Below are 21,190 nucleotides of genomic sequence, written 5' to 3'. Positions count from 1 at the left end.
GGCATGGAACGCATCTACATCGGCATGGGCAGCAACCTCGCTGCCCCCGCCGAACAATTGCGCAGCGCCGTCGAGGCGCTGGGGCAATTGCCGCAGACTTCCCTCGCCGGTGTTTCAGCGTTCTATCAAAGCGATTCCCTGTTGCCGGGCCAGCCGCGTTACACCAACGCGGTGGCGGCGCTCGACAGCACGCTCGCCCCACTGGAATTGCTCGATGCGTTGCAAGCGATCGAGAATGATCAGGGCCGCGAACGCCTTGAGCGCTGGGGTCCGCGCACGCTGGATCTGGACATTCTGCTGTTCGGTGATCGACTGATCGACGAACCACGGCTGAAAGTCCCGCACTACCAGATTCAGGAACGCGCGTTCGTGCTGTATCCGCTCGCCGAACTGGCGCCGCCGGCTCTTCATCTGCCCGATGGCCGCACCCTCGCCGACATGCTCGCCGCCTGCCCATTCGTCGGCCTCGAACGCCTCCCCCAAGCCTGAAGCAAATCCCCCTGTAGGAGCTGCCGAAGGCTGCGATCTTTTGATCTTGCTCTTGTTATTAAAACCCCAAGGATCAAAAGATCGCAGCCTTCGGCAGCTCCTACATGGATAGCGTGCGACATCGCTATTTTTGTCGGACAAAAATTCTGTAATTCAACCCCGCTACGGCGCTGAATCGCATCAGTAACGCCGGTAACACTCCCCTCGTAACATTGCGGTAACACACGCAATTGACTTCCGCTTGGCTCATCACGACTATAGGCGTCCCGCTGCCGCCAACCCGGCACACACGGGCGCAAGCCAGGCCTTATAAGCACGACAAAAGACCGTGCGCCTGAGTAGATGACGAATCACGCGCGTTACTCGCAGTAGTTTCCAGAGCGCCTGAACGAGGATTTTTTACATGCCAGCCATCACCCTGACCACGCTCCAGAGCCTCAAGCAGAAAGGTGAAAAAATCACCATGCTGACCTGCTATGACGCGACCTTCGCCCACGCCTGTAATGAGGCCGGTGTTGAAGTGCTGCTGGTGGGCGACTCCCTCGGCATGGTCCTGCAAGGTCACGACAGCACGCTGCCGGTGTCCACCGCAGAAATGGCCTACCACACCGCCTGCGTCAAACGCGGCAACAGCGACGCGTTGATCCTTGCCGATCTGCCGTTCATGGCCAACGCCACCCTCGAACAAACCATGAACAACAGCGCCATGCTGATGCAGGCTGGTGCGCACATGATCAAGGTCGAAGGTCAGCTGTGGCTCGCGGAGTCGATCCGTCTGCTCGCCGAACGCGGTGTGCCAGTGTGCGCGCACATGGGCTTGACCCCGCAAGCGGTGAACATTCTCGGAGGCTATAAAGTGCAGGGCCGTAACGAGAACCAGGCGCGGCAGATGCGTGCCGACGCGATCTCGCTGGAGCAGGCCGGCGCGGCGATGCTGCTGCTGGAATGCGTACCGAGCGAACTGGCGGCCGAAATCAGCCAGGCCGTGAAGATTCCGGTCATTGGCATCGGCGCCGGTAATGCCACCGACGGTCAAGTGCTGGTGCTGCACGACATGCTCGGCCTGTCGATCACCGGCCGCGTACCGAAATTCGTCAAGAACTTCATGCACGGCCAGGACAGCATTCAGTCCGCGCTGAAGGCTTACGTCAGCGAAGTCAAAGCCACCACGTTCCCAGGCATCGAACACGGGTTCTCGGCATGAATACTGTTAAAACCGTACGCGAGCTGCGCGCCGCTGTAGCCCGCGCCCGCAGTGAAGGCAAGCGCATCGGCTTCGTGCCGACCATGGGCAACTTGCACAGCGGCCATGTCGCGCTGGTGACCAAAGCCACGCAACGCGTGGATTTTGTGGTCGCGAGCATTTTCGTCAACCCGCTGCAATTCGGCCCTGGCGAAGACCTCGACAAGTACCCGCGCACCCTCGCCGCCGATCAGGAAAAACTGCTGGAGGCCGGTTGCTCGCTATTGTTCGCACCGACGGTCGAAGAAATGTACCCCGACGGCATGGCCGGGCAGACTCGCGTCAGCGTGCCGCAACTTTCTCAAGGCCTGTGCGGCGCCAGCCGTCCGGGGCACTTCGAAGGTGTCGCGACCGTGGTCAGCAAACTGTTCAACATGGTCCAGCCGGATCTGGCGATTTTCGGCCAGAAGGATTACCAGCAACTGGCGGTGATCCGTGCGCTGGTGCATGACCTGAACATGCCGATCCAGATCATCGGCGAGCCGACCGTACGCGCCGCCGACGGCCTGGCATTGTCCTCGCGCAATGGTTTCCTCAGCGAAGAACAGCGCGCGGTGGCGCCGGTGGTCTATCGCGCCCTGAGCAACATTGCCGAGTCGATCAAACAAGGCGAACGGGATTTCCCGGCGCTGATCAGCGCTCAGGCGCAACAACTGGAAGCGGCTGGGTTGCGTCCGGATTATCTGGAAATCCGCCATGCCCTGACCTTACGTCCGGCGACGGCTGAAGACCGTGACCTGGTGATTCTGGTGGCGGCATTCCTTGGCACCACACGGTTGATCGACAACCTGCACCTGAACCTCGATAGCCCGGTTTAACAGCAAAATCAAAAGATCGCAGCCTGCGGCAGCTCCTACATAACCCGGTAGGAGCTGCCGCAGGCTGCGATCTTTTGCGTTGTATTGCCGCTCATAAAGCCTTCGGGCACACTGCCGGCCGTTCGATTCCAGCCCGGGAGGTTCAGCTCGCCTCAGCGCCCCGTCCCCTCCGTTTGTCGGCCATTCCCGGTATTAATGTTAAAAAAGTACAGGGATCTGGTCAGACAAAGTCAAGACAGATCGCAGCGCGAGGTTTACTGTATTCGCCCTGCGCCAATAAATCGTGTCGACGCAGTTTGACCCCGCGCCTAAACAGGGTGCGCCGGTCTGTTCAGTGTTCAAAAAGCCGTTCAAGTAAAAAGGAAAACCGCAGCGATGGCGTATTACCTCACTCCTAAAGACGTTACCGCTCTGCCCGCCTGGCAAGCGTTGAAAGAACACCGCCAGGCCATGCAGGATTTCAGCATGCGCGAGGCCTTCAATGCCGATCCGCAGCGCTTCAATCAGTTCACCCTCAGCAGCTGCGGCCTGTTTCTCGATTATTCGAAGAATTTGATCAACGCCCAGACCCGCAACCTGCTGGTGGGCCTGGCCAATGAAGTTGATTTGAAAGGCGCGATCAAAGCGCTGTTCGATGGCGAAATCGTCAACACCTCCGAAGGCCGCCCGGCGCTGCACACCGCCCTGCGCCGTCCGGTGGGCGACAAGTTGTCGGTCAACGGCGTCAACGTGATGCCGGAAGTCCACAAGGTGTTGAACCAGATCACCGACCTCGTGGGCCGTATTCACGACGGTCTGTGGCGCGGTTACACCGAGAAGCCGATCACTGACGTGGTCAACATCGGCATCGGTGGCTCGTTCCTCGGCCCTGAACTGGTTTCCGAAGCGCTGCTGTCCTACGCGCAGAAAGGCGTGCGTTGCCACTACCTGGCGAACATCGACGGCAGTGAGTTCCACGAGCTGACGCAAAAACTGCGTGCCGAAACCACTTTGTTCATCGTTTCGTCGAAGTCGTTCAACACCCTCGAAACCCTGAAGAATGCGCAGGCCGCACGTGCCTGGTACCTGGCACAGGGTGGTTCGGAAGCCGAACTGTATCGTCACTTCATCGCCGTCTCGAGCAACAACGCCGCCGCCGTGGCGTTCGGCATCCGCGAAGAAAACATCTTCCCGATGTGGGATTGGGTGGGCGGTCGTTACTCGCTGTGGTCGGCGATCGGTTTGCCAATCGCTCTGGCCATCGGCATGTCCAACTTCAAGGAATTGCTGTCCGGTGCCTACACCATGGACCAGCACTTCCAGACCGCGCCGTTCGAACAGAACATGCCGGTGCTGCTGGCCCTGCTCGGCGTGTGGTACGGCAACTTCTGGGGCGCGCAAAGTCACGCGATCCTGCCGTACGACCATTACCTGCGCAACATCACCAAGCACTTGCAACAGCTGGACATGGAATCCAATGGCAAGAGCGTGCGTCAGGACGGCACCCCGGTGTCGACCGATACCGGCCCGGTGATCTGGGGCGGCGTCGGCTGCAACGGTCAGCACGCTTACCACCAGTTGCTGCACCAAGGTTCGCAGTTGATCCCGGCCGATTTCATCGTACCGATCGTCAGCTTCAATCCGGTCTCCGACCATCACCAGTGGCTGTACGCCAACTGCCTGTCGCAGAGCCAGGCGCTGATGCTCGGCAAGACCTTGCCGGAAGCCGAGCAAGAGTTGCGCGAAAAGGGCATGAGCGAGGAGCAGGTGCACAAACTCGCACCGCACAAGGTGATCCCGGGCAACCGTCCGAGCAACACCCTTGTGGTTGAACGCATCAGCCCGCGCCGTCTCGGCGCACTGGTGGCGATGTATGAACACAAAGTGTTCGTGCAAAGCGTGGTCTGGGGCATCAACGCCTTCGACCAGTGGGGCGTGGAACTGGGCAAGGAACTGGGCAAAGGCGTTTACAACCGTCTGGTGGGCAGCGATGAAACCAATGCTGATGACCCTTCCACCCAGGGCCTGATCAACTACTTCCGCGGTCGTCACCGCGGGTGATAGGCTGAAGGGGCGGTTTGCCTGCCCCTACAGCTTGCAACATCGACAGTTCCACGGCACCGGGCTAATCGCAGAATCGGTGGCGTACACGATCCCGGTAGGAGCTGCCGAAGGCTGCGATCTTTTGATCTTGACCTTAAAAAACAAGATCAAAAGATCGCAGCCTTCGGCAGCTCCTACGAGGGTCGTACAGCTCCCCTCTTGTCGCACAACAAGAATAAGGAACCGTCATGTTCGATATCAGCACGTTCCCCAAAGCCGATGCCGTCCGCCGGGCTGCGCAGTTGAGTCAGGAAGACTATCGGCGTCTGTACCGCGAATCCATTGAACACCCCACGGCCTTCTGGGCCGAACAGGCCACGCGCTTTCTCGACTGGAGCACACCGTGGCAGACCGTTCAGCGCTATGACCTGAAAACCGGAGAGGCCGCCTGGTTTGCCGGGGGCAAACTGAATGTCAGCTACAACTGCATCGACCGCCATCTCGAACAACGCGGCGATCAAACCGCCCTGCTCTGGGAAGGCGACGACCCCGCCGAATCGGCACAAATCACCTACAAAAAACTCCATCACCATGTCTGCCGACTGGCCAATGTGCTGAAAAGCCGTGGCGTGAAGAAAGGCGACCGGGTGTGCATCTACATGCCGATGATCCCCGAAGCCGCTTACGCGATGCTTGCCTGCTCGCGGATCGGCGCGGTCCATTCGGTGGTGTTCGGCGGTTTCTCCCCGGACTCCCTGCGCGACCGCATTCTCGACGCCGACTGCCGCACCGTGATCACCGCCGACGAAGGCGTGCGCGGCGGCAAGTTCGTGCCACTGAAACAGAACGTCGACAAAGCCCTGCAGAGTTGCCCGGACGTCAGCACCGTTGTAGTGGTCGAGCGTACGCAGGGCAAAGTCGAATGGGTCGAGGGCCGCGACCTCTGGTATCACCAGGCCGTGCGCGACGTCAGCGACGATTGCCCGCCGGAGCCGATGGACGCCGAAGATCCGCTGTTCATCCTTTACACCTCCGGCAGCACCGGCAAACCCAAAGGCGTGCTGCACACCACCGGTGGCTACTTGCTGCAAGCGGCGATGACCTTCAAGTACGTGCTCGATTACCGCGACGGCGAAGTGTTCTGGTGCACCGCCGACGTCGGCTGGGTCACCGGCCACAGCTACATCGTCTACGGCCCGCTGGCCAATGGCGCGACCACATTGATGTTCGAAGGCGTGCCGAGCTACCCGAGCAGTTCGCGATTCTGGCAGGTCATCGATAAACACAAGGTCAACATTTTCTACACCGCACCGACCGCCCTGCGCGCGTTGATGCGCGAAGGGGCCGAACCGTTGCAGGAAACCTCGCGCGCCAGCCTCAGATTACTCGGCAGTGTCGGTGAGCCGATCAACCCGGAAGCGTGGGAATGGTATTTCAACGTGGTCGGCGAGCAGCGTTGTCCAATCGTCGATACCTGGTGGCAGACCGAAACCGGCGGCATCATGCTCAGCCCGCTGGTCAGTGCCCAGCGGATCAAACCGGGTTGCGCCACGCAGCCGATGTTCGGCGTGCAGCCAGTGCTGCTTGACGAGCAAGGCAAGGAAATCAAAGGCGCCGGCAGCGGCGTGCTGGCGATCAAATCGAGTTGGCCGGCGCAAATCCGCAGCGTTTACGGCGATCCGCAGCGAATGGTCGACACCTATTTCAAACCTTACCCCGGCTATTACTTCACCGGCGACGGCGCGCGCCGCGATGAGGACGGCGATTACTGGATCACCGGGCGCATCGACGACGTGATCAACGTCTCCGGCCACCGCATCGGCACTGCCGAAGTGGAGAGCGCACTGGTGCTGCACGACAGCATTGCCGAGGCCGCCGTGGTCGGTTATCCGCACGACGTCAAAGGTCAGGGCATCTACGCTTTCGTCACGCCGATGAACGGTACCGAACCGAACGACGAGTTGAAGAAAGAACTGCTCGCCCATGTCAGCAAGGAAATCGGCAGCTTCGCCAAACCGGACCTGATCCAGTGGGCCCCGGCCTTGCCGAAAACCCGTTCAGGCAAGATCATGCGGCGCATCCTGCGCAAGATCGCCTGCAACGAACTCGACAGCCTCGGCGACACCTCGACCCTGGCCGATCCGAGCGTGGTGCAAGGCCTGATCGACAAGCGCCTCAATCAGTAACCCGTCGAGCGCGGTCAACCGGCCGCGCCCGCCCTCCTTCACTGAGTGCTCATGGAATTCATCCGCAGTCGCATTGAACACCAACTCATGAGCCTGACCGGGTTGTCGCTCGGTCAGCTCGACCTGGAGAACCCCAAGGGTGACCCCGGCCTGTTCGGCCCCGACTCGGTCAGTTGGCAGGTGCACGGCGATTTCAGCAGCATGTTGATCGGCGGCATCAGCGCATTGTTGTTACAGGCGCTGCATCCCTTGGCATTGGCCGGGGTTTGGGATCATTCGAATTTTCGTCAGGACATGCTTGGGCGTTTGCGCCGCACCAGTCAGTTTGTCTCCGGCACCACGTTTGGCTCCAGGCGTGATGCCGACTGGCTGATCGAGAAAGTGAGCACCATTCACCTGCAAGTGGTCGGCACCGCGCCGGATGGTCGGCCTTACGCCGCGAGCGATCCGGACTTGCTGACGTGGGTGCATGTGGCGGAGGTCAGCAACTTCCTTGCAGCGCATTTGCGCTATCGCAATCCGCAGTTGTCCGTTTCGGATCAGGATCGTTACTACGCGGAAATCGCCGTGGTCGCCGAACGTCTGGGCGCACGCGATGTGCCCAAGTCGCGGCTGGCTGTGGCCGAATATCTGCAAGGCATGCGCCCACAGTTGCTGTGCGATGGCCGCAGCCGTGAAGTCTTGCGCCTGTTACTGGCCGCGCCGGCGCCGAGTGTTCTGGCACGACCGTTTGGCGATCTGATGATGAAGGCGGGGATTGATCTGCTGCCGGACTGGGCCAGCGACATGCTCGACGTTCGCCAGAGTTCGCTGCAACGCCAACTGATTCGCGCCAGCGTCAGACGCAGCGCGCCACTGCTGCGCTGGGCAATGCGCAACGGCTCGGTGCAACGCGCCAAACGCCGGATGGGTTTGATCACCTGAAAGCATCGCGAGCTGGCTCACTCCTACAGGAGATTCGTATGCAACATAACTCCCTTGTAGGAGTGAGCCTGCTCGCGATGGTAGCCACTCGATTGCTCGCCAAGCTGATAAACTCCCGCGCCCCCATTCTCTCCAGCAAGGCGCATGCATGTCTTCCTTGAATCAGGCGCTGCGCGCCGCCCTCGATCAACGCCAGGATTTGCTGGCCGAGCTGCACCGCCAGGGCACCGATTGCTATCGGCTGTTCCACGGCAGTCAGGAAGGCGCCGGCGGTCTGACCATCGACCGCTACGGTCCGCAACTGCTGGTGCAGAGTTTCCACCAGACGCTGGAGCGTGACCACCTGTTGCAACTGCATGCCATGGTCAATCAAACGTTGGGCCTGGAAACCCTGCTGGTCTACAACGATCGCTCGCGCGGCAATTCGCGCATCGACCGCGAAGACAGCGTGTATAAAGCCGACGATGCCGCACTGGTTGATCTGGTCGGCCATGAGTGGGGCTTGAACTACCGCGTACGCGGGCGACATGCCGGCCAGGATCCATTGCTGTTCCTCGATCTGCGCAACACCCGCGGTTGGGTCAAGGAGCACGCCAAGGGCAAATCCGTGCTCAATCTGTTCGCCTACACCTGCGGCGTGGGCCTCAGTGCCGCAGCCGGTGGCGCGCGTGAGGTGTGTAACCTCGATTTCGCCGAGGGCAATCTGGCGGTCGGTCGCGAAAACGGTTTGCTCAATCCGCAGTTGCCCGAGATGCAATTCATCCAGTCCGACTACTTCCCGGCGATCCGCCAGTTGGCCGGCCTGCCAATCAGCCAGCGCCGTGGGCAGAAACTGCCGAGCTATCAGCGCCTCGATCAGCGTCAATACGATCTGGTGCTGCTCGACCCACCGGCCTGGGCCAAGAGTGCGTTCGGCACCGTCGACCTGCTACGCGATTATCAAAGCCTGCTCAAACCCGCCCTGCTGACCACCGCCGACAACGGCGTGCTGATCTGCTGCAACAACCTGGCGAAAGTCAGCATGGACGACTGGCGCGAGCAAGTGCTGCGCTGTGCCGAGAAGGCTGGCCGCCCAGTGCGCGAATGGAGCGTGATGACCCCAGGCGCCGACTTCCCGTCGAAGGATCAGCAACCACCGCTGAAAACCCTGATCCTGCAGCTATAACTACCCTGTGGGAGCTGGCTTGCCAGCGATTGCGGTGGGTCAGTCAACAAAGTCGTCGACTGGTATGCCCTCATCGCTGGCAAGCCAGCTCCCACATGGGTTCTGTGTTTTGAGAAGAATCTGAACAATCCTGCAGCACGGCTGTTACTTCGGAACCAGAATCGCGTGCCATACTCCAAGGCACTCCGATTCAGACAGATGAAGCCGCACATGCCCAAAGGATTGATTCGCGCGATTGGCGCCTTGTTGACTGCTCTGGCCCTCTACAGCCTGCTGGGGTTTCTGATTTTGCCGGGCATTGCCCTGCGCTTGGCCAACCAGCAACTGGCCAACTACGCGACCGTGCCTGCGCATATCCAGCGCATCGAGCTCAACCCGTTCAGCCTTGAGGTCACCCTGTGGGGTCTGGTCATTGGCGAGCCGGGCAAGGAACAGGTCGGCTTCGATCGTCTGTACGCCGACTTGCAAATCGACAGTCTGTGGACCAAAGCCCTGCATCTGGCCAACATCGAACTGGACAAACCCAAGAGCGAGATCCTTTTCGCCAAAGACGGCAAGCTCAATCTGCTCGGCCTGTTCAAGGTTCCGGCCAGCGAGCCCGTTCCCGCCGACCCGAACGCCAAGCCCTTCCCGCTGCGCATCGACAACATCAAACTGGCCGGCGGCGTCGTGCATTTTCAAGATGTACGTCCCAGCGAGCCCATCGAATTCCTTTACGACGACTTGAGCTTCGAGCTGAAAAACCTCAGCACCCTGCCCGAAGACAGCGCCGACATGACCCTGGTCGCCATCGGCCCGGCCGGCGGCCGAATCGACTGGAGCGGTAATTTCAGCCTGATCCCGTTCACCTCCGAAGGCACCCTGAAAGTCACCGACGGCAAGATGAAAGCCTTCTGGCCGTACGTGCGTGACTCGGTGCCGCTGGTTCTCGAAGACGGCGTGATCAGTCTCAGCACCGAATACAAACTCAATCTGTCGAAAGAAACCGAACTGCTGCTCAACAACGTCGCCGTCAGCATCGCGCCGTTCGCTATCAAGGCCCCAGACGGGCGGCCGTTGGCGAAACTCGAACGCCTGGACGTCAGCGAAACCTCCGTGGACCTGGCCAAACAGCAAGTGGTAGTCGGCAAGATCCGCAGCCAGAAACTCGAAACCTGGGCCGCACTGGAAGCCGACGGGCAACTGGACTGGCAGAAACTCTTCGCCAGCCAGCCATCGAAACCGGCGGCCAAAGCCGCTGCCGAACCGGCCAGCACACCGGCAGCCGCGGACTCGCCGAAGGCTGAACCGAACGCCCCGAGCAAACCTTGGCAGGTGCTGCTCAAAGACGTGCAATTGCGCAACTACACCGTCCATTTGGCTGATCGCTCGGCGAATCCGCCTGTGGCGCTGGATATCACGCCGCTGAACGTCGATCTGGAGGGTTTCGACAGCCTCAACGGCTCGCCCTTCAAGCTCAAGCTCGACAGCGGGCTGGGCAAGCAAGGCAAGATCAGCGCCGACGGCACGGTCAACCTCGCCCCGGTCAACGCTCAGCTCAACGTGAAAACCCAGGACATCGACCTGCGTGTCGCGCAGTCCTACATCAACCCGTTCATTCGCCTCGAACTGCGCAGCGGCATGCTCGGCAGTGACTTGAAGGTCAACCTCAAGAGCACCGAGCCACTGGCCCTCAGCGTTACCGGGCGGGCGCAGATCGATCAACTGCACACCCTCGACACCCTGAAAACCCGCGACTTCCTCAAGTGGCAGCAAGTGGTGGTCGAAGGCCTGAACTATCAACACGGCGACAGCCTGTCGATCGACAAGGTCAATCTGTTCCAGCCGTATGTGCGGTTCATGATCAACGATGACCGCACCACCAACATCGACGACTTGCTGATCCCGCAACCGGCCGACAGCGGTGCGAAAACCACGGCGGCAAAACCGGTCAGCAACGACAAACCGCTGGGCATTCACATCGGCGGCATCGCGATCAATGACGGCTCGGCCAACTTCGCCGACTTCAGCCTGACACCGAATTTCGCCACCGCCGTGCAGCAACTCAACGGTCAGATCGGCACCATCGACAGCCGTCAGGCAAAACCGGCCAGCGTCGACATCAAGGGCAAGGTTGACCGTTATGCGCCCGTGACCATCAAGGGTGCGGTCAATCCGTTCGATCCGATGGCCAGCCTCGACATCGCCACCAGTTTCAAACGCGTCGAGCTGACCACCCTGACCCCGTATTCCGGCAAGTTTGCCGGTTACCGCATCCGCAAGGGCCGGCTCAACCTCGACCTGCATTACCTGATCACCAAAGGCCAGCTCAAGGCCGAGAACAAAGTGGTGGTCGAGCAATTGCAGCTCGGCGAAAAAGTCGACAGCCCGGATGCCGTGAGCCTGCCGCTGAAACTGGCGATTGCCCTGCTCAAGGATGTCGACGGCAAGATCTCCATCGAACTGCCGGTGACCGGCGACTTGAACAATCCGCAGTTCAGCGTGATGCCGATTGTCTGGCAGACCCTGCGCAACCTCATCGTCAAAGCCGCTGCCGCCCCTTTCAAAATGATTGGCGGACTGATCAGTGGCGGTGGGTCGGAAGACCTTGGCACCGTGTCGTTTGCCCCGGGCTCCAGTGAACTGAGCAAGGATGCCGAAGCCGCGCTGGTCAAACTGTCCCAGGCACTCAAGGAGCGTCCGGCGCTGCGCCTGGAAATCGAAGGCACCGCCGCCAAGAGCAGCGACGGCCCATTGCTCGCCGAGCAACGTCTGGAGCGTGAATACCAGTACAACTACTACAAAATGCTCCAGCGCCGCGGCGACAAAGTGCCGGCTCAGGCGTCCCTGATTGAAGTGCCGGACAGCGAGAAAGGTCCGCTGCTTGAAGGCATCTACCGCACCCGCCTGAAAACCCAGCCACCGGCCGAATGGAAGGATCTGGGCAAGGAGGAACGCACGGCGAAGATGCGCGAAGGCGTGATCCAGTTCTGGAGCAGCAGCGATGTGTTGTTACGTCAGTTGGGTCAGGACCGTGCCAGCAGCATCAAGGATTATCTGGTCGACAAAGGCCAATTGGCAGACGACCGCGTGTACTTCATCGACGCCAACCTTGGCGAGGCCGAAAGCGATGGCCGCGTGGTGACGCAAATGCATCTGGATGCCGAATGATGAAACGCCATTGGCTGGCCGCGCTGACACTGACCTTCGCTACCGGCCATGCCGTGGCGTCCGACACGCTGCGCTGTGGCAGCCAATTGATCAGCCTCGGCGATCGCTCCAGCGAAGTCCTGCAAAAGTGTGGCGAACCGGTCAGCCGCGATGTGTTGGGCTACAAGCGCAGCGCCAATCGCCGCGAGGAGTTCCAGGTCGAGGAATGGACGTACGGGCCGAGTAACGGCATGTACCAATACCTGCGCTTTGAAGGCAATCGCCTGCGGCAGATCAACAGCAAACGCGGTCACTGAAAAGATCAAATATCGCAGCCTGCGGCAGCTCCTACAGGGAAACGCATTCCAATGTAGGAGCTGCCGAAGGCTGCGATCTTTTGCTTCTGAAATAGAACAGGCCCCGACACAAGTTCCGGGGCCCGTAATGTGGACGTACGGGCCTAGCAACTGCATGTACCAATACCTGCGCTTTGAAGGCAATCGCCTGCGGCAGAAACGCGGTCACTGAAAAGATCAAAAGATCGCAGCCTGCGGCAGCTCCTACAGGAAACGTATTCCAATGTAGGAGCTGCCGCAGGCTGCGATCTTTTGCTTTTAAGAAATAGAACAGGCCCCGACACAAGTGCCGGGGCCCGTAATGGTCACATCCGTGTGACCGTTCGCATGAACTCTAAAGTTGCGGCAGACGTATGGCTCGGCCCGTCTGTCGCACCTTCTCCCGGTCCAGGCGAGAAGTCATGCCTTACTCGGCTTTCAGGCCATCAGCGGAGACCGCTTTGACGCCTTTGATTTTCTTGGCGATCGCAACAGCTACGTCTTTCTGCGAATCGGTAACTGCAGTAGTCGACGACAGCGACACAACGCCTTTGTTGGTTTCTACTTTAATGTCGGTGCCTGGAATGCCTTTTTCGGTAACCAGGTCAGCTTTGACTTTGGTGGTGATCCAGGTATCGGAAGTAGCTTCTTTAGCTTGGGTAACTTCACCAGCAGCCAAAGTCATTGGAGCAGTCTGAGTGGTTTGGGCGAATGCGCCGGAAGCCATGGTCAGGGTCAGCGCGGTAGCAGCAGCGGCAGTGATAGCGAACTTCTTCATACGAGTAACTCCTGTTTTTCTGGAAAGTCTGCTGCGTGTCTTGTCAGCAGGGTTACCAAGGTAGTTGCGAACGCTGTGCCAACTTTTGAAAATCGATAATTACCTTATAAATCAATAAGATATGAATTAGTTAAATTTTCGAAATCATGCATTTTGCATGACCTCCGGTTTATCTACATGCAAGTTACGGTTTTTTGGAAAGTTCCTAACACGCTGAAAATATTGAAGCTTTTGTGAAGCACCAGACAATAGAAAATGCCCCGACAGTGCGGGGCATTTTTTCTACAGCTACAGACTGCCGCCGTGTGGTTACACCCCAGGGCAACTGGTGGTTGTGTAGTCCTTGGAGCCGGAGAACTTGCAAGTCCAGCCGGTGGTGGCGCTACGGGTCAGGGTGACGGTTTGACCCAATACCGGCGCTGGCGCGTTGAGCAAGGTACAGGTAATGGTGCCCGTCCCATCGGCGACCTTCCCGGCTGCGGTCAAGGTGCAATTCTGTGTCGCGGCGGTCCCGGCGTTGACGTTGGTGAGGCTCGGATCGGTCGACCCGGCATTGATGACGTCCTCGAAATTGACTTTGAGCGCCGACGCCTCGGCGATCCCTGCGGTGACCTTGGCCCGCGCCTGATACTTGGAATACTGCGGCAAGGCGATGGTCGCCAGAATACCGATGATCGCCACAACGATCAGCAGCTCGATCAGAGTAAAACCTTGTTGTTTTTTCATAGACACGCTCCATGCATGAGTCGAAATCTCATGATCTGCAAAGGACGCAGCATAGCCCATGCCAATGCCTTCAGGCCCCAGTCATTGGGCGCCCACCCGCTGCCGCGCCCTTTCCTACAACCTCTAACCGCACTATCTGACACTTTTTGTCACCTGCACCCGACGTGTTTGGCGCTGTCACTTGACTAGGCTATAAGTCATGAACTGCAAGCGTGCGGAATCCCCATGAATGACATCGCTCTGAGCGGTCTGGCCAAGCAATTGGTGCAGGCCGAACTGCTCACGGAAAAAAGTGCCCAGCAAGCCTGGCAGCAAGCCCAGCGCAATCGCCTGTCGCTGGTCAGTTACCTGGTGCAGAACAAGCTGGTGAAAGGCTGGCAGGTGGCCGAGATCGCGTCGGAGCATTTCGGCATGGCGTTTCTCGACCTCAACTGCCTCGACAAAGAAACCCAGCCCAAAGGCCTGGTCAGCGAAAAACTTGTGCGCCAGCACCACGCGCTACCTCTGTGGCGGCGTGGCAACAAACTGTTCGTGGGGATTTCCGACCCGAGCAATCATCAAGCGATCAACGACATCCAGTTCAGCACCGGCCTGAGCACCGAAGCCATTCTGGTGGAGGACGACAAACTCACCGATGCCATCGAAAAATTCTTCGACACCCACGCCTCCGGCATCGAAGACATGGCCGATGTCGACCTCGACGGCCTCGATGTCGAATCCATCGACGACAGCAAACAGGACGCCATTGGCGGACTCGACGCCGACGATGCGCCGGTGGTGCGCTTCGTTCACAAGATGCTGCTGGATGCGATCAAGAGCGGCTCGTCCGACCTGCACTTCGAACCCTACGAAAAAAACTACCGGGTGCGGATGCGCACCGACGGCATCTTGCGCGAAGTGGCCAAGCCACCGGTGCAGTTGGCAGGACGCATCGCCGCGCGCCTGAAAGTCATGGCCAGCCTCGACATCTCGGAACGGCGCAAGCCCCAGGACGGGCGGATCAAGATGCGCCTGTCGAAGAGCAAGTCGATCGATTTCCGGGTCAACACGCTGCCTACGCTGTGGGGCGAAAAAGTGGTGATCCGGATTCTCGACCCGTCCAGCGCGCAGATCGGCATTGACGCCCTCGGTTATGAGCCGGCACAAAAAGACTTATACATGGCCGCGCTCAAGCAGCCGCAGGGCATGATTCTGGTCACCGGCCCCACGGGCTCGGGTAAAACCGTGTCGCTGTACACCGGCCTGAATATCCTCAACACCGTCGACATCAATATCTCCACCGCCGAAGACCCGGTGGAGATCAACATGGAAGGCATCAACCAGGTCAACGTCAATCCCAAGCAAGGGCTCGACTTTGCCCAGGCCCTGCGCTCGTTTCTGCGACAGGACCCGGACGTGATCATGGTCGGTGAGATCCGCGATCTGGAGACCGCCGAGATCGCGATAAAGGCAGCGCAAACCGGTCACCTCGTGCTCTCGACCCTGCACACCAACAGCGCGGCGGAAACCCTCACACGCTTGCATAACATGGGCATTCCCGGGTTCAACATCGCCACTTCGGTCAGCCTGATCATTGCCCAACGGCTGGCGCGCAAACTCTGCAGCCATTGCAAAAGGCCGATCGAGATCCCCCGGGAAACCCTGATCAAAGAAGGCTTCCCCGAGGAACGCATCGGCCATTTCACGATCTACGAGCCGGTCGGTTGCGATCATTGCAACGGCGGATACAAGGGTCGCGTGGGGATTTATGAAGTGGTGAAAAACACACCTGAGCTGCAACGGCTGATCATGGCCGAAGGCAACTCGCTGGAAATCGATAGTCAAATGCGCCGCGACGGCTTTGATGACCTGCGCACCTCCGGCTTGCACAAGGCCATGCAAGGCATCACCAGCCTTGAAGAAATCAACCGGGTCACCAAGGACTGAACATGGCGGTCAAGGCAGCGAAAATGAATGTCTATGCCTGGGAAGGCACGGACAGGAAAGGCAGCAAAATCACCGGTGAGTTGAGCGGGCAGAACCCCGCACTGGTCAAGGCGCAACTGCGCAAACAGGGGATCAACCCGGGCAAGGTGCGCAAGAAATCGGTGTCCTTGCTGAGTCTCGGCAAACGCATCAAGGCCCAGGACATCGCCCTGTTCACCCGGCAGATGGCGACCATGATGAAGGCCGGCGTGCCGTTGTTGCAGTCGTTCGACATCATTGGCGAAGGCTTCGAAAACCCGGCCATGCGCAAACTGGTGGACGAAGTGAAACAGGAGGTCGCTGCCGGTAACAGCTTCGCCACGGCGCTGCGCAAGAAGCCGCAGTACTTCGACGAGTTGTACTGCAATCTGGTCGATGCCGGCGAACAATCCGGCGCCCTCGATACCTTGCTGGAGCGTGTCGCCACCTATAAGGAAAAAAGCGAACGGCTCAAGACCAAGATCAAGAAAGCCATGACCTACCCCACGGCCGTGGTATTGGTGGCAGCAGTCGTCACCGGGATTCTGCTGGTCAAAGTGGTGCCGCAGTTCCAGTCGGTGTTCAAAGGTTTCGGCGCCGAGTTGCCGGCCTTCACGCTGATGGTCATCAGCCTTTCGGAATTCATGCAGCAATGGTGGTGGGCACTGCTCGGGCTGATGGTGGTGGTGATTTTTGGCACCCGCCATGGACTTAAGAAATCCCAGGCTTTGCGCGACCGTCGCGACACCTGGCTGTTGAAGTTGCCGCTGGTGGGCACGCTGATGTACAAGTCCGCCGTCGCCCGTTTCGCCCGGACCCTGTCGACTACCTTCGCTGCCGGGGTGCCATTGGTGGAGGCGCTCGACTCGGTGGCCGGCGCCACCGGCAATGTGGTGTTCAAACGCGCGGTACTGCGGATTCGTCAGGATGTCGCCACCGGCATGCAGCTGAATTTCGCCATGCGCACCACCGGGGTGTTCCCGAACATGGCGGTGCAGATGACCGCCATCGGCGAGGAGTCCGGCGCACTCGACGAGATGCTCGACAAGGTCGCAGGGTTCTATGAGGAAGAAGTGGATAACATGGTCGACAACCTCACCAGCCTCATGGAGCCATACATCATGGTCGTGCTGGGGGTGATCGTCGGCGGGCTGGTGGTGGCCATGTACCTGCCGATCTTCCAACTCGGCTCAGCGATCTGACATGCCTATCGACGAACTGTTTGCCCTGTACCCGCTGGCCTTTGTCTGCACCGCGCTGCTGTTGGGGCTGGTGGTCGGCAGCTTTCTCAATGTGTTGATCTGGCGCTTGCCGAAAATGCTCGAGCGCGATTGGCGCCAGCAGGCTCACGACGTGCTCGGCCTGCCCGGCGAAACGCCGCTACCGACCTACAACCTGATGCTGCCGCACTCCGAATGCCCGCACTGCGCGCACCGCATCCGCCCGTGGGAGAACATTCCGCTGCTCAGTTATCTGTGGCTGCGCGGGCGCTGTTCGGCCTGCGCGGCACCGATCAGCAAACGTTACCCGCTGACCGAGCTGGCGTGTGGGCTGCTCTCGGCCTTCATCGCCTGGCATTTCGGTTTTGGCTGGCCGGCGTGCCTGCTGATCTTCCTCACTTGGGGCTTGCTGGCGATGAGCCTGATCGACACCGCGCATCAATTGCTGCCCGATGTGTTGGTGCTGCCGTTGCTGTGGCTGGGATTGATCGTCAACAGTTTCGGGCTGTTCGTGCCGTTGCACGATGCTCTGTGGGGCGCGGTGGCCGGTTACATGGCGCTGTGGTCGGTGTTCTGGCTGTTCAAGTTGCTGACCGGCAAGGACGGCATCGGCCATGGTGACTTCAAGCTGCTGGCATTGCTTGGCGCGTGGGGCGGCTGGCAGATTCTGCCGCTGACCATCCTGCTGTCGTCGCTGGTGGGGGCGATCATCGGCGTGATTCTGTTGCGTTTGCGCAAGCAGGAAACCTCGACACCGATCCCCTTCGGCCCCTATCTGGCAATTGCCGGCTGGATTGCCTTGCTCTGGGGTGGTCAAATAACCGACTTCTATTGGCAGTTTGTCGGTTTGAAATGAATACCCCTGTGGAAAAACCCTGGATTCTCGGCCTGACCGGCGGCATCGGCAGCGGCAAGAGCGCAGCCGCCCAGCACTTTATCGACCTCGGCATTCATGTCGTGGATGCCGATCACGCGGCGCGTTGGGTGGTCGAGCCTGGCCGCCCGGCGCTGGCAAAGATTGCCGAGCATTTCGGCCCCGGCGTGTTACAAGCTGACGGCACGCTGGACCGTGCGGCCCTGCGCAAACTGATCTTCGAGATTGCAGAGCAGCGGCGTTGGCTCGAAGCCTTGCTGCATCCGTTGATCGCCGAGGAAATCGCTCATCACCTGGCACTGGCAAAATCGCCTTATGCGATTCTGGTGTCGCCGCTGTTGATCGAATCCGGGCAATACGCGATGACCCAGCGCATCCTGGTGATCGACGCCCCGCAACAATTGCAGATCGAACGTACCTTGCAACGTGACCAGACCAGCGAGCAGCAGGTTCAGGCGATCCTCAAGGCCCAGTCGAGCCGTGAAGACCGCGTGAGCCGCGCCGACGACGTGGTGGTCAACGACCGCGACCTCGCCTGGCTGCACAGCGAAGTCGAGCGTCTGCATCACTTTTACCTGACTTTATCCGGAGGCCAAGCATGAGCCAGATTCCTACCGTTGAATGCCCAACCTGCGGCGCGCCCGTTGAGTTCACCGCTGAAAACAAGTTTCGCCCGTTCTGTTCCGATCGCTGCAAACTAATCGATCTCGGCGCCTGGGCGTCGGAAGAACACAAGATTCCGGTCGCACCGGATGCGGAAGACGAACTGTTTTCCGGCGACTTCGATCCGCGCCACTGATCGCGGTCAGGGCCGCATAAAGGCGTAGTCCTGATCGTCGTCGAGATTTTCCGCGAGAAAACGCAACTCGTCAGCCAGGTCTTCGGCATTGCGCACCGTCTTGCTCTGCTGCACCACTGCACTGAGCAAGGCGCGCAAGCTCAAACCGGGGTCAAACCCGACCTCTTGCGCCATGTCCAGACTCTGCCGGGTTTCCTGCCTCGCCCACTCGTACACACTCATGCCGCAGCTCCTGAAGGGATTTGACTGAGCATGAGATTTTGTCTGCGTGGTCGGTTTGATGTGGATCAAGGCTTGGGATCGTCGTCCTTCCACGGTGCCGAAAGGTAGCGCGTGCGGTTGAAGGTCTCCAGCCATTCCGGGCAGAACACCACCAGCGCGCTGATGACCATGCCGTTGATGAACGCCTCAGGGAAAATGATCAGCCACAGGTAACCGATGAAATCCTCCAGCCATTCCGGCATGGCGAAGATGCCGTCGTACCAGAGCAACGTCAGGCTCAGCAGCAGGCAAAGCAATGCCGACAACGCGGCAGCCAGAAACCCCGAACAGAAGATATAAACGAAAGGATTACGCGGTTGCGCACGCTCAACCAGAATCGCCACGCACTCGGTGATCAGCACCGGCAACAGAATAAACAGCGAACCGTTGACCCCAAGTGCCAGCAGATCCTGGCGCCCGAGCAGCACCAGACCGAGTTGCGCGACCAGGCCGCCGACAATCGCCAACGGCCAGTCCAGTAGCAAGGTCACGGCGGTCATGCCGATGAAGTGATAAGACACGCCAGTGTCGAAATCCCTGCGCACCAGCCACAGCAGAAACAACGCGAACACCGTGCCGAACAAAAGATGCTGACGACGGCTGTCACTGAACAGCTCGACCCACGGCGCCCGCACGACCGCCCAAAGCAGCACCGGCAAGTAAATCAGCCAACCGAATGTCAGACTTGCCGTCGAAAGCAGTTCAGCCCCAATCATGACTCCCTCACCCTCCATCGACATCCCCCCGTAGGAGCTGCCGAAGGCTGCGATCTTTTGATCTTGTTCTTTTTACAGTCAAAAGATCGCAGCCTTCGGCAGCTCCTACAAGGGTGAGGTGAACGGGCGGTGCAAGCAAAGCTTTCTGCTTGTCGCATTTGAACGCTAAGCTTGGGCCTATGGATGACTCAGATTATTTACGCCTGCTGACCATCGCGGCCGAGCAAGCCAACGCGTTCCTGTCCAATGCCCGCAAATGGGAGCGTGAGCGTTGGGTCTGCCAGCGCCTGCTGCAAGGCCTGAACATTCCCTACCGCGCCGACGAATTCGCGCCGGCCGGCGAGCCGCCGGACGTATTGTTTCGTGATGCCAATTTCGAAGTGTTTTTCGTCCTCGATGAAGGACGTCGCCTCAACGACGAATGGCGCGACGAACTGCAGCGCCGGCGCAGCGCTTTTTCGCTCAGCCAACTGGTGCGCCGTGAAGCCAAGCCCAAGCGCATCCCGGCTAATGAATTCCTTATGCGACTGGCGCCGACTTTGCGCAAAAAAGCCCACAACTACAAAGAGCGCGGCATGGATCTGGGCGAACTGGACATCATTGCCTTCGCCAGCCTTAAACGCGAAGTGCTCGACTTGAACAGCCACTTCCCGCCGCCCACCGAATATTTGCGTCAGGGCTGGCGCTCGCTGTCGCTGGTCGGCCCGACCTTCGCCCGCGTGCTGTTCGCCCACCCGGATGCGCCGGATTTTCTGCGCAGCAACCTCGGCCGCAGCATCGTCTTCGACGTCGGGATCAGCCTGTGACGCCGCTTCAGCAGCTGATTGCCGACGTACCGCAGACCGGCCGTGTGCGCTGGATCGGTGTGCGCCCCGAATCCCGTGGGCCGATGATCGAGCTGGACGCCGTCGAGGCGCGGCTCGAAGCCGGGCTGACCGGCGATCACGCCCGGCCCGGCGTGCGTAACGCGCGGCAGGTGACGCTGATTCAGTTCGAACACCTCGCGGTGATCAGCGCGTTGATGGGCCGTGCCGACAATCAACCGGTCAGGCCTGAAGATCTGCGGCGCAATCTCGTTATCAGCGGTATCAATTTGTTTAGCCTGAAGGGCCGGCGCTTTCGCATCGGCCAGGCCATCTTCGAAACCACCGGTTGGTGTCAGCCCTGCGCACGCTTGCAGAACAACCTCGGCCCCGGCACGTTTCAAGCCGTGCGCGGGCATGGCGGAATTACCGCGCGGGTGTTACAAAGCGGGATCATTCGCCTCGATGATGGCGTGTCTGTCGAGCCGGTTCCGGGCAGCGGCTATGCTCCGTTCAACCCCGGATAAAAACCGCTGTAGCTTGTTCACATTCAGCAACGTCTACCTGACGAGGCCATTATGACCAGCCGCCTGAACCCCGAAGACCAAAAGCATGTCGAAGAGTACCTGCAACTGTCCCAACACCAAGTCGAGCGCCGGCCTTTCCGGCCGTGGATGCTCCTGGTGCTGGTGCTGGCAGTGACCATTGGTCTGGGCCTGTTGAGCCGATTTATCAGTTACCTGACGCTATGAGCAGCT

The 21,190-nt window shown here is 59.7% G+C and carries 21 protein-coding genes; 17 read left to right on the top strand and 4 right to left on the bottom strand.

Translation table 11 applies throughout. The features are described from left to right. The first annotated feature begins 3 nt into the window (after window positions 1-3). From folK to ACQ4MY_RS26005, 9 genes are all read left to right on the top strand, one after another. Window positions 4-489, top strand: a complete 486-nt coding sequence (folK, locus tag ACQ4MY_RS26045; RefSeq protein ID WP_440096924.1) for a 2-amino-4-hydroxy-6-hydroxymethyldihydropteridine diphosphokinase — start codon at window positions 4-6, stop codon at window positions 487-489. A 403-nt stretch (window positions 490-892) separates the two neighbouring features. Continuing rightward, a complete protein-coding gene (gene panB, locus ACQ4MY_RS26040; protein WP_440096923.1) occupies window positions 893-1,693 on the top strand; it encodes a 3-methyl-2-oxobutanoate hydroxymethyltransferase in 801 nt (266 codons plus the stop codon). Beyond that, entirely contained in the window at window positions 1,690-2,550 is an 861-nt protein-coding gene (panC, locus tag ACQ4MY_RS26035) for a pantoate--beta-alanine ligase (protein ID WP_440096922.1), read from the top strand. Before panB ends, panC begins: the two co-directional genes overlap by 4 nt. A 375-nt stretch (window positions 2,551-2,925) precedes the next feature. After that, the gene (gene pgi / locus ACQ4MY_RS26030) at window positions 2,926-4,590 is read left to right on the top strand and encodes a glucose-6-phosphate isomerase (protein ID WP_440096921.1); all 1,665 of its coding nucleotides are present in this window, start codon (window positions 2,926-2,928) and stop codon (window positions 4,588-4,590) included. 230 nt (window positions 4,591-4,820) lie between these two features. Beyond that, window positions 4,821-6,758 carry an acetate--CoA ligase gene (gene acs / locus ACQ4MY_RS26025; protein ID WP_008078466.1) on the top strand — a complete coding sequence of 646 codons (1,938 nt, stop codon included), beginning with the start codon at window positions 4,821-4,823 and terminating at the stop codon, window positions 6,756-6,758. 51 nt (window positions 6,759-6,809) lie between these two features. Continuing rightward, window positions 6,810-7,682, top strand: coding sequence for an oxygenase MpaB family protein (locus ACQ4MY_RS26020; protein ID WP_440096920.1), 873 nt, complete (start codon window positions 6,810-6,812; stop codon window positions 7,680-7,682). Window positions 7,683-7,830: 148 nt separating this feature from the next. Next, window positions 7,831-8,847: a class I SAM-dependent rRNA methyltransferase gene (locus ACQ4MY_RS26015; protein ID WP_440096919.1), complete on the top strand. Its 1,017-nt coding sequence runs from the start codon at window positions 7,831-7,833 to the stop codon at window positions 8,845-8,847. A gap of 198 nt (window positions 8,848-9,045) precedes the next feature. Further along, window positions 9,046-11,997: a DUF748 domain-containing protein gene (locus tag ACQ4MY_RS26010; RefSeq protein WP_440096918.1), complete on the top strand. Its 2,952-nt coding sequence runs from the start codon at window positions 9,046-9,048 to the stop codon at window positions 11,995-11,997. Continuing rightward, window positions 11,997-12,293 carry a DUF2845 domain-containing protein gene (locus tag ACQ4MY_RS26005; protein ID WP_158831281.1) on the top strand — a complete coding sequence of 99 codons (297 nt, stop codon included), beginning with the start codon at window positions 11,997-11,999 and terminating at the stop codon, window positions 12,291-12,293. The genes ACQ4MY_RS26010 and ACQ4MY_RS26005 overlap by 1 nt, the downstream gene beginning before the upstream one ends. Before the next feature lie 445 nt (window positions 12,294-12,738). Here the strand turns inward: ACQ4MY_RS26005 and ACQ4MY_RS26000 are convergent, their stop codons facing one another. Then, window positions 12,739-13,089 (bottom strand): BON domain-containing protein, encoded by a 351-nt coding sequence (locus ACQ4MY_RS26000; protein WP_008078478.1) that lies wholly within the window; start codon window positions 13,087-13,089, stop codon window positions 12,739-12,741. Window positions 13,090-13,398: 309 nt separating this feature from the next. Then, entirely contained in the window at window positions 13,399-13,815 is a 417-nt protein-coding gene (locus ACQ4MY_RS25995) for a pilin (protein ID WP_008078482.1), read from the bottom strand. 225 nt (window positions 13,816-14,040) lie between these two features. Here ACQ4MY_RS25995 and pilB point away from each other — a divergent pair, with 225 nt between their 5' ends. The 5 genes from pilB to yacG are packed head-to-tail and all read left to right on the top strand — an operon-like array spanning window position 14,041 to window position 18,652. Then, entirely contained in the window at window positions 14,041-15,741 is a 1,701-nt protein-coding gene (gene pilB, locus ACQ4MY_RS25990) for a type IV-A pilus assembly ATPase PilB (protein ID WP_008078484.1), read from the top strand. Window positions 15,742-15,743: 2 nt separating this feature from the next. After that, the gene (locus ACQ4MY_RS25985; protein ID WP_440096917.1) at window positions 15,744-16,961 is read left to right on the top strand and encodes a type II secretion system F family protein; all 1,218 of its coding nucleotides are present in this window, start codon (window positions 15,744-15,746) and stop codon (window positions 16,959-16,961) included. A 1-nt stretch (window position 16,962) separates the two neighbouring features. After that, window positions 16,963-17,835, top strand: coding sequence for a prepilin peptidase (locus ACQ4MY_RS25980; RefSeq protein ID WP_440096916.1), 873 nt, complete (start codon window positions 16,963-16,965; stop codon window positions 17,833-17,835). Continuing rightward, a complete protein-coding gene (gene coaE, locus ACQ4MY_RS25975; RefSeq protein WP_158829410.1) occupies window positions 17,832-18,455 on the top strand; it encodes a dephospho-CoA kinase in 624 nt (207 codons plus the stop codon). Before ACQ4MY_RS25980 ends, coaE begins: the two co-directional genes overlap by 4 nt. Continuing rightward, window positions 18,452-18,652: a DNA gyrase inhibitor YacG gene (yacG, locus tag ACQ4MY_RS25970; RefSeq protein WP_007909902.1), complete on the top strand. Its 201-nt coding sequence runs from the start codon at window positions 18,452-18,454 to the stop codon at window positions 18,650-18,652. The genes coaE and yacG overlap by 4 nt, the downstream gene beginning before the upstream one ends. Window positions 18,653-18,658: 6 nt before the next feature. Here yacG and ACQ4MY_RS25965 read toward each other — a convergent pair whose 3' ends face one another. Both ACQ4MY_RS25965 and ACQ4MY_RS25960 read right to left on the bottom strand, forming a co-directional pair. Beyond that, window positions 18,659-18,874 (bottom strand): hypothetical protein, encoded by a 216-nt coding sequence (locus tag ACQ4MY_RS25965; protein WP_440096914.1) that lies wholly within the window; start codon window positions 18,872-18,874, stop codon window positions 18,659-18,661. Window positions 18,875-18,939: 65 nt separating this feature from the next. Further along, the gene (locus tag ACQ4MY_RS25960; protein WP_045122962.1) at window positions 18,940-19,629 is read right to left on the bottom strand and encodes an energy-coupling factor ABC transporter permease; all 690 of its coding nucleotides are present in this window, start codon (window positions 19,627-19,629) and stop codon (window positions 18,940-18,942) included. Between the two features lie 179 nt (window positions 19,630-19,808). Here ACQ4MY_RS25960 and ACQ4MY_RS25955 point away from each other — a divergent pair, with 179 nt between their 5' ends. From ACQ4MY_RS25955 to ACQ4MY_RS25945, 3 genes are read left to right on the top strand one after another with little or no spacing between them, the layout of a single operon-like run. Next, the gene (locus ACQ4MY_RS25955) at window positions 19,809-20,435 is read left to right on the top strand and encodes a DUF1780 domain-containing protein (protein ID WP_008078503.1); all 627 of its coding nucleotides are present in this window, start codon (window positions 19,809-19,811) and stop codon (window positions 20,433-20,435) included. Beyond that, on the top strand, window positions 20,432-20,959 hold the full coding sequence (locus tag ACQ4MY_RS25950) for an MOSC domain-containing protein (protein ID WP_440096913.1): 528 nt from the start codon (window positions 20,432-20,434) through the stop codon (window positions 20,957-20,959). Before ACQ4MY_RS25955 ends, ACQ4MY_RS25950 begins: the two co-directional genes overlap by 4 nt. 51 nt (window positions 20,960-21,010) lie before the next feature. Continuing rightward, complete coding sequence (locus tag ACQ4MY_RS25945; protein WP_122599719.1) at window positions 21,011-21,184, top strand: DUF3094 domain-containing protein; 174 nt, start codon at window positions 21,011-21,013, stop codon at window positions 21,182-21,184. The last annotated feature ends 6 nt before the right edge of the window (window positions 21,185-21,190 follow it).

Source organism: Pseudomonas sp. SM4, from assembly GCF_051913165.1.
Taxonomy (GTDB): Bacteria; Pseudomonadota; Gammaproteobacteria; order Pseudomonadales; family Pseudomonadaceae; genus Aquipseudomonas.
This window is presented reverse-complemented; position numbering and strand designations above follow the sequence as displayed.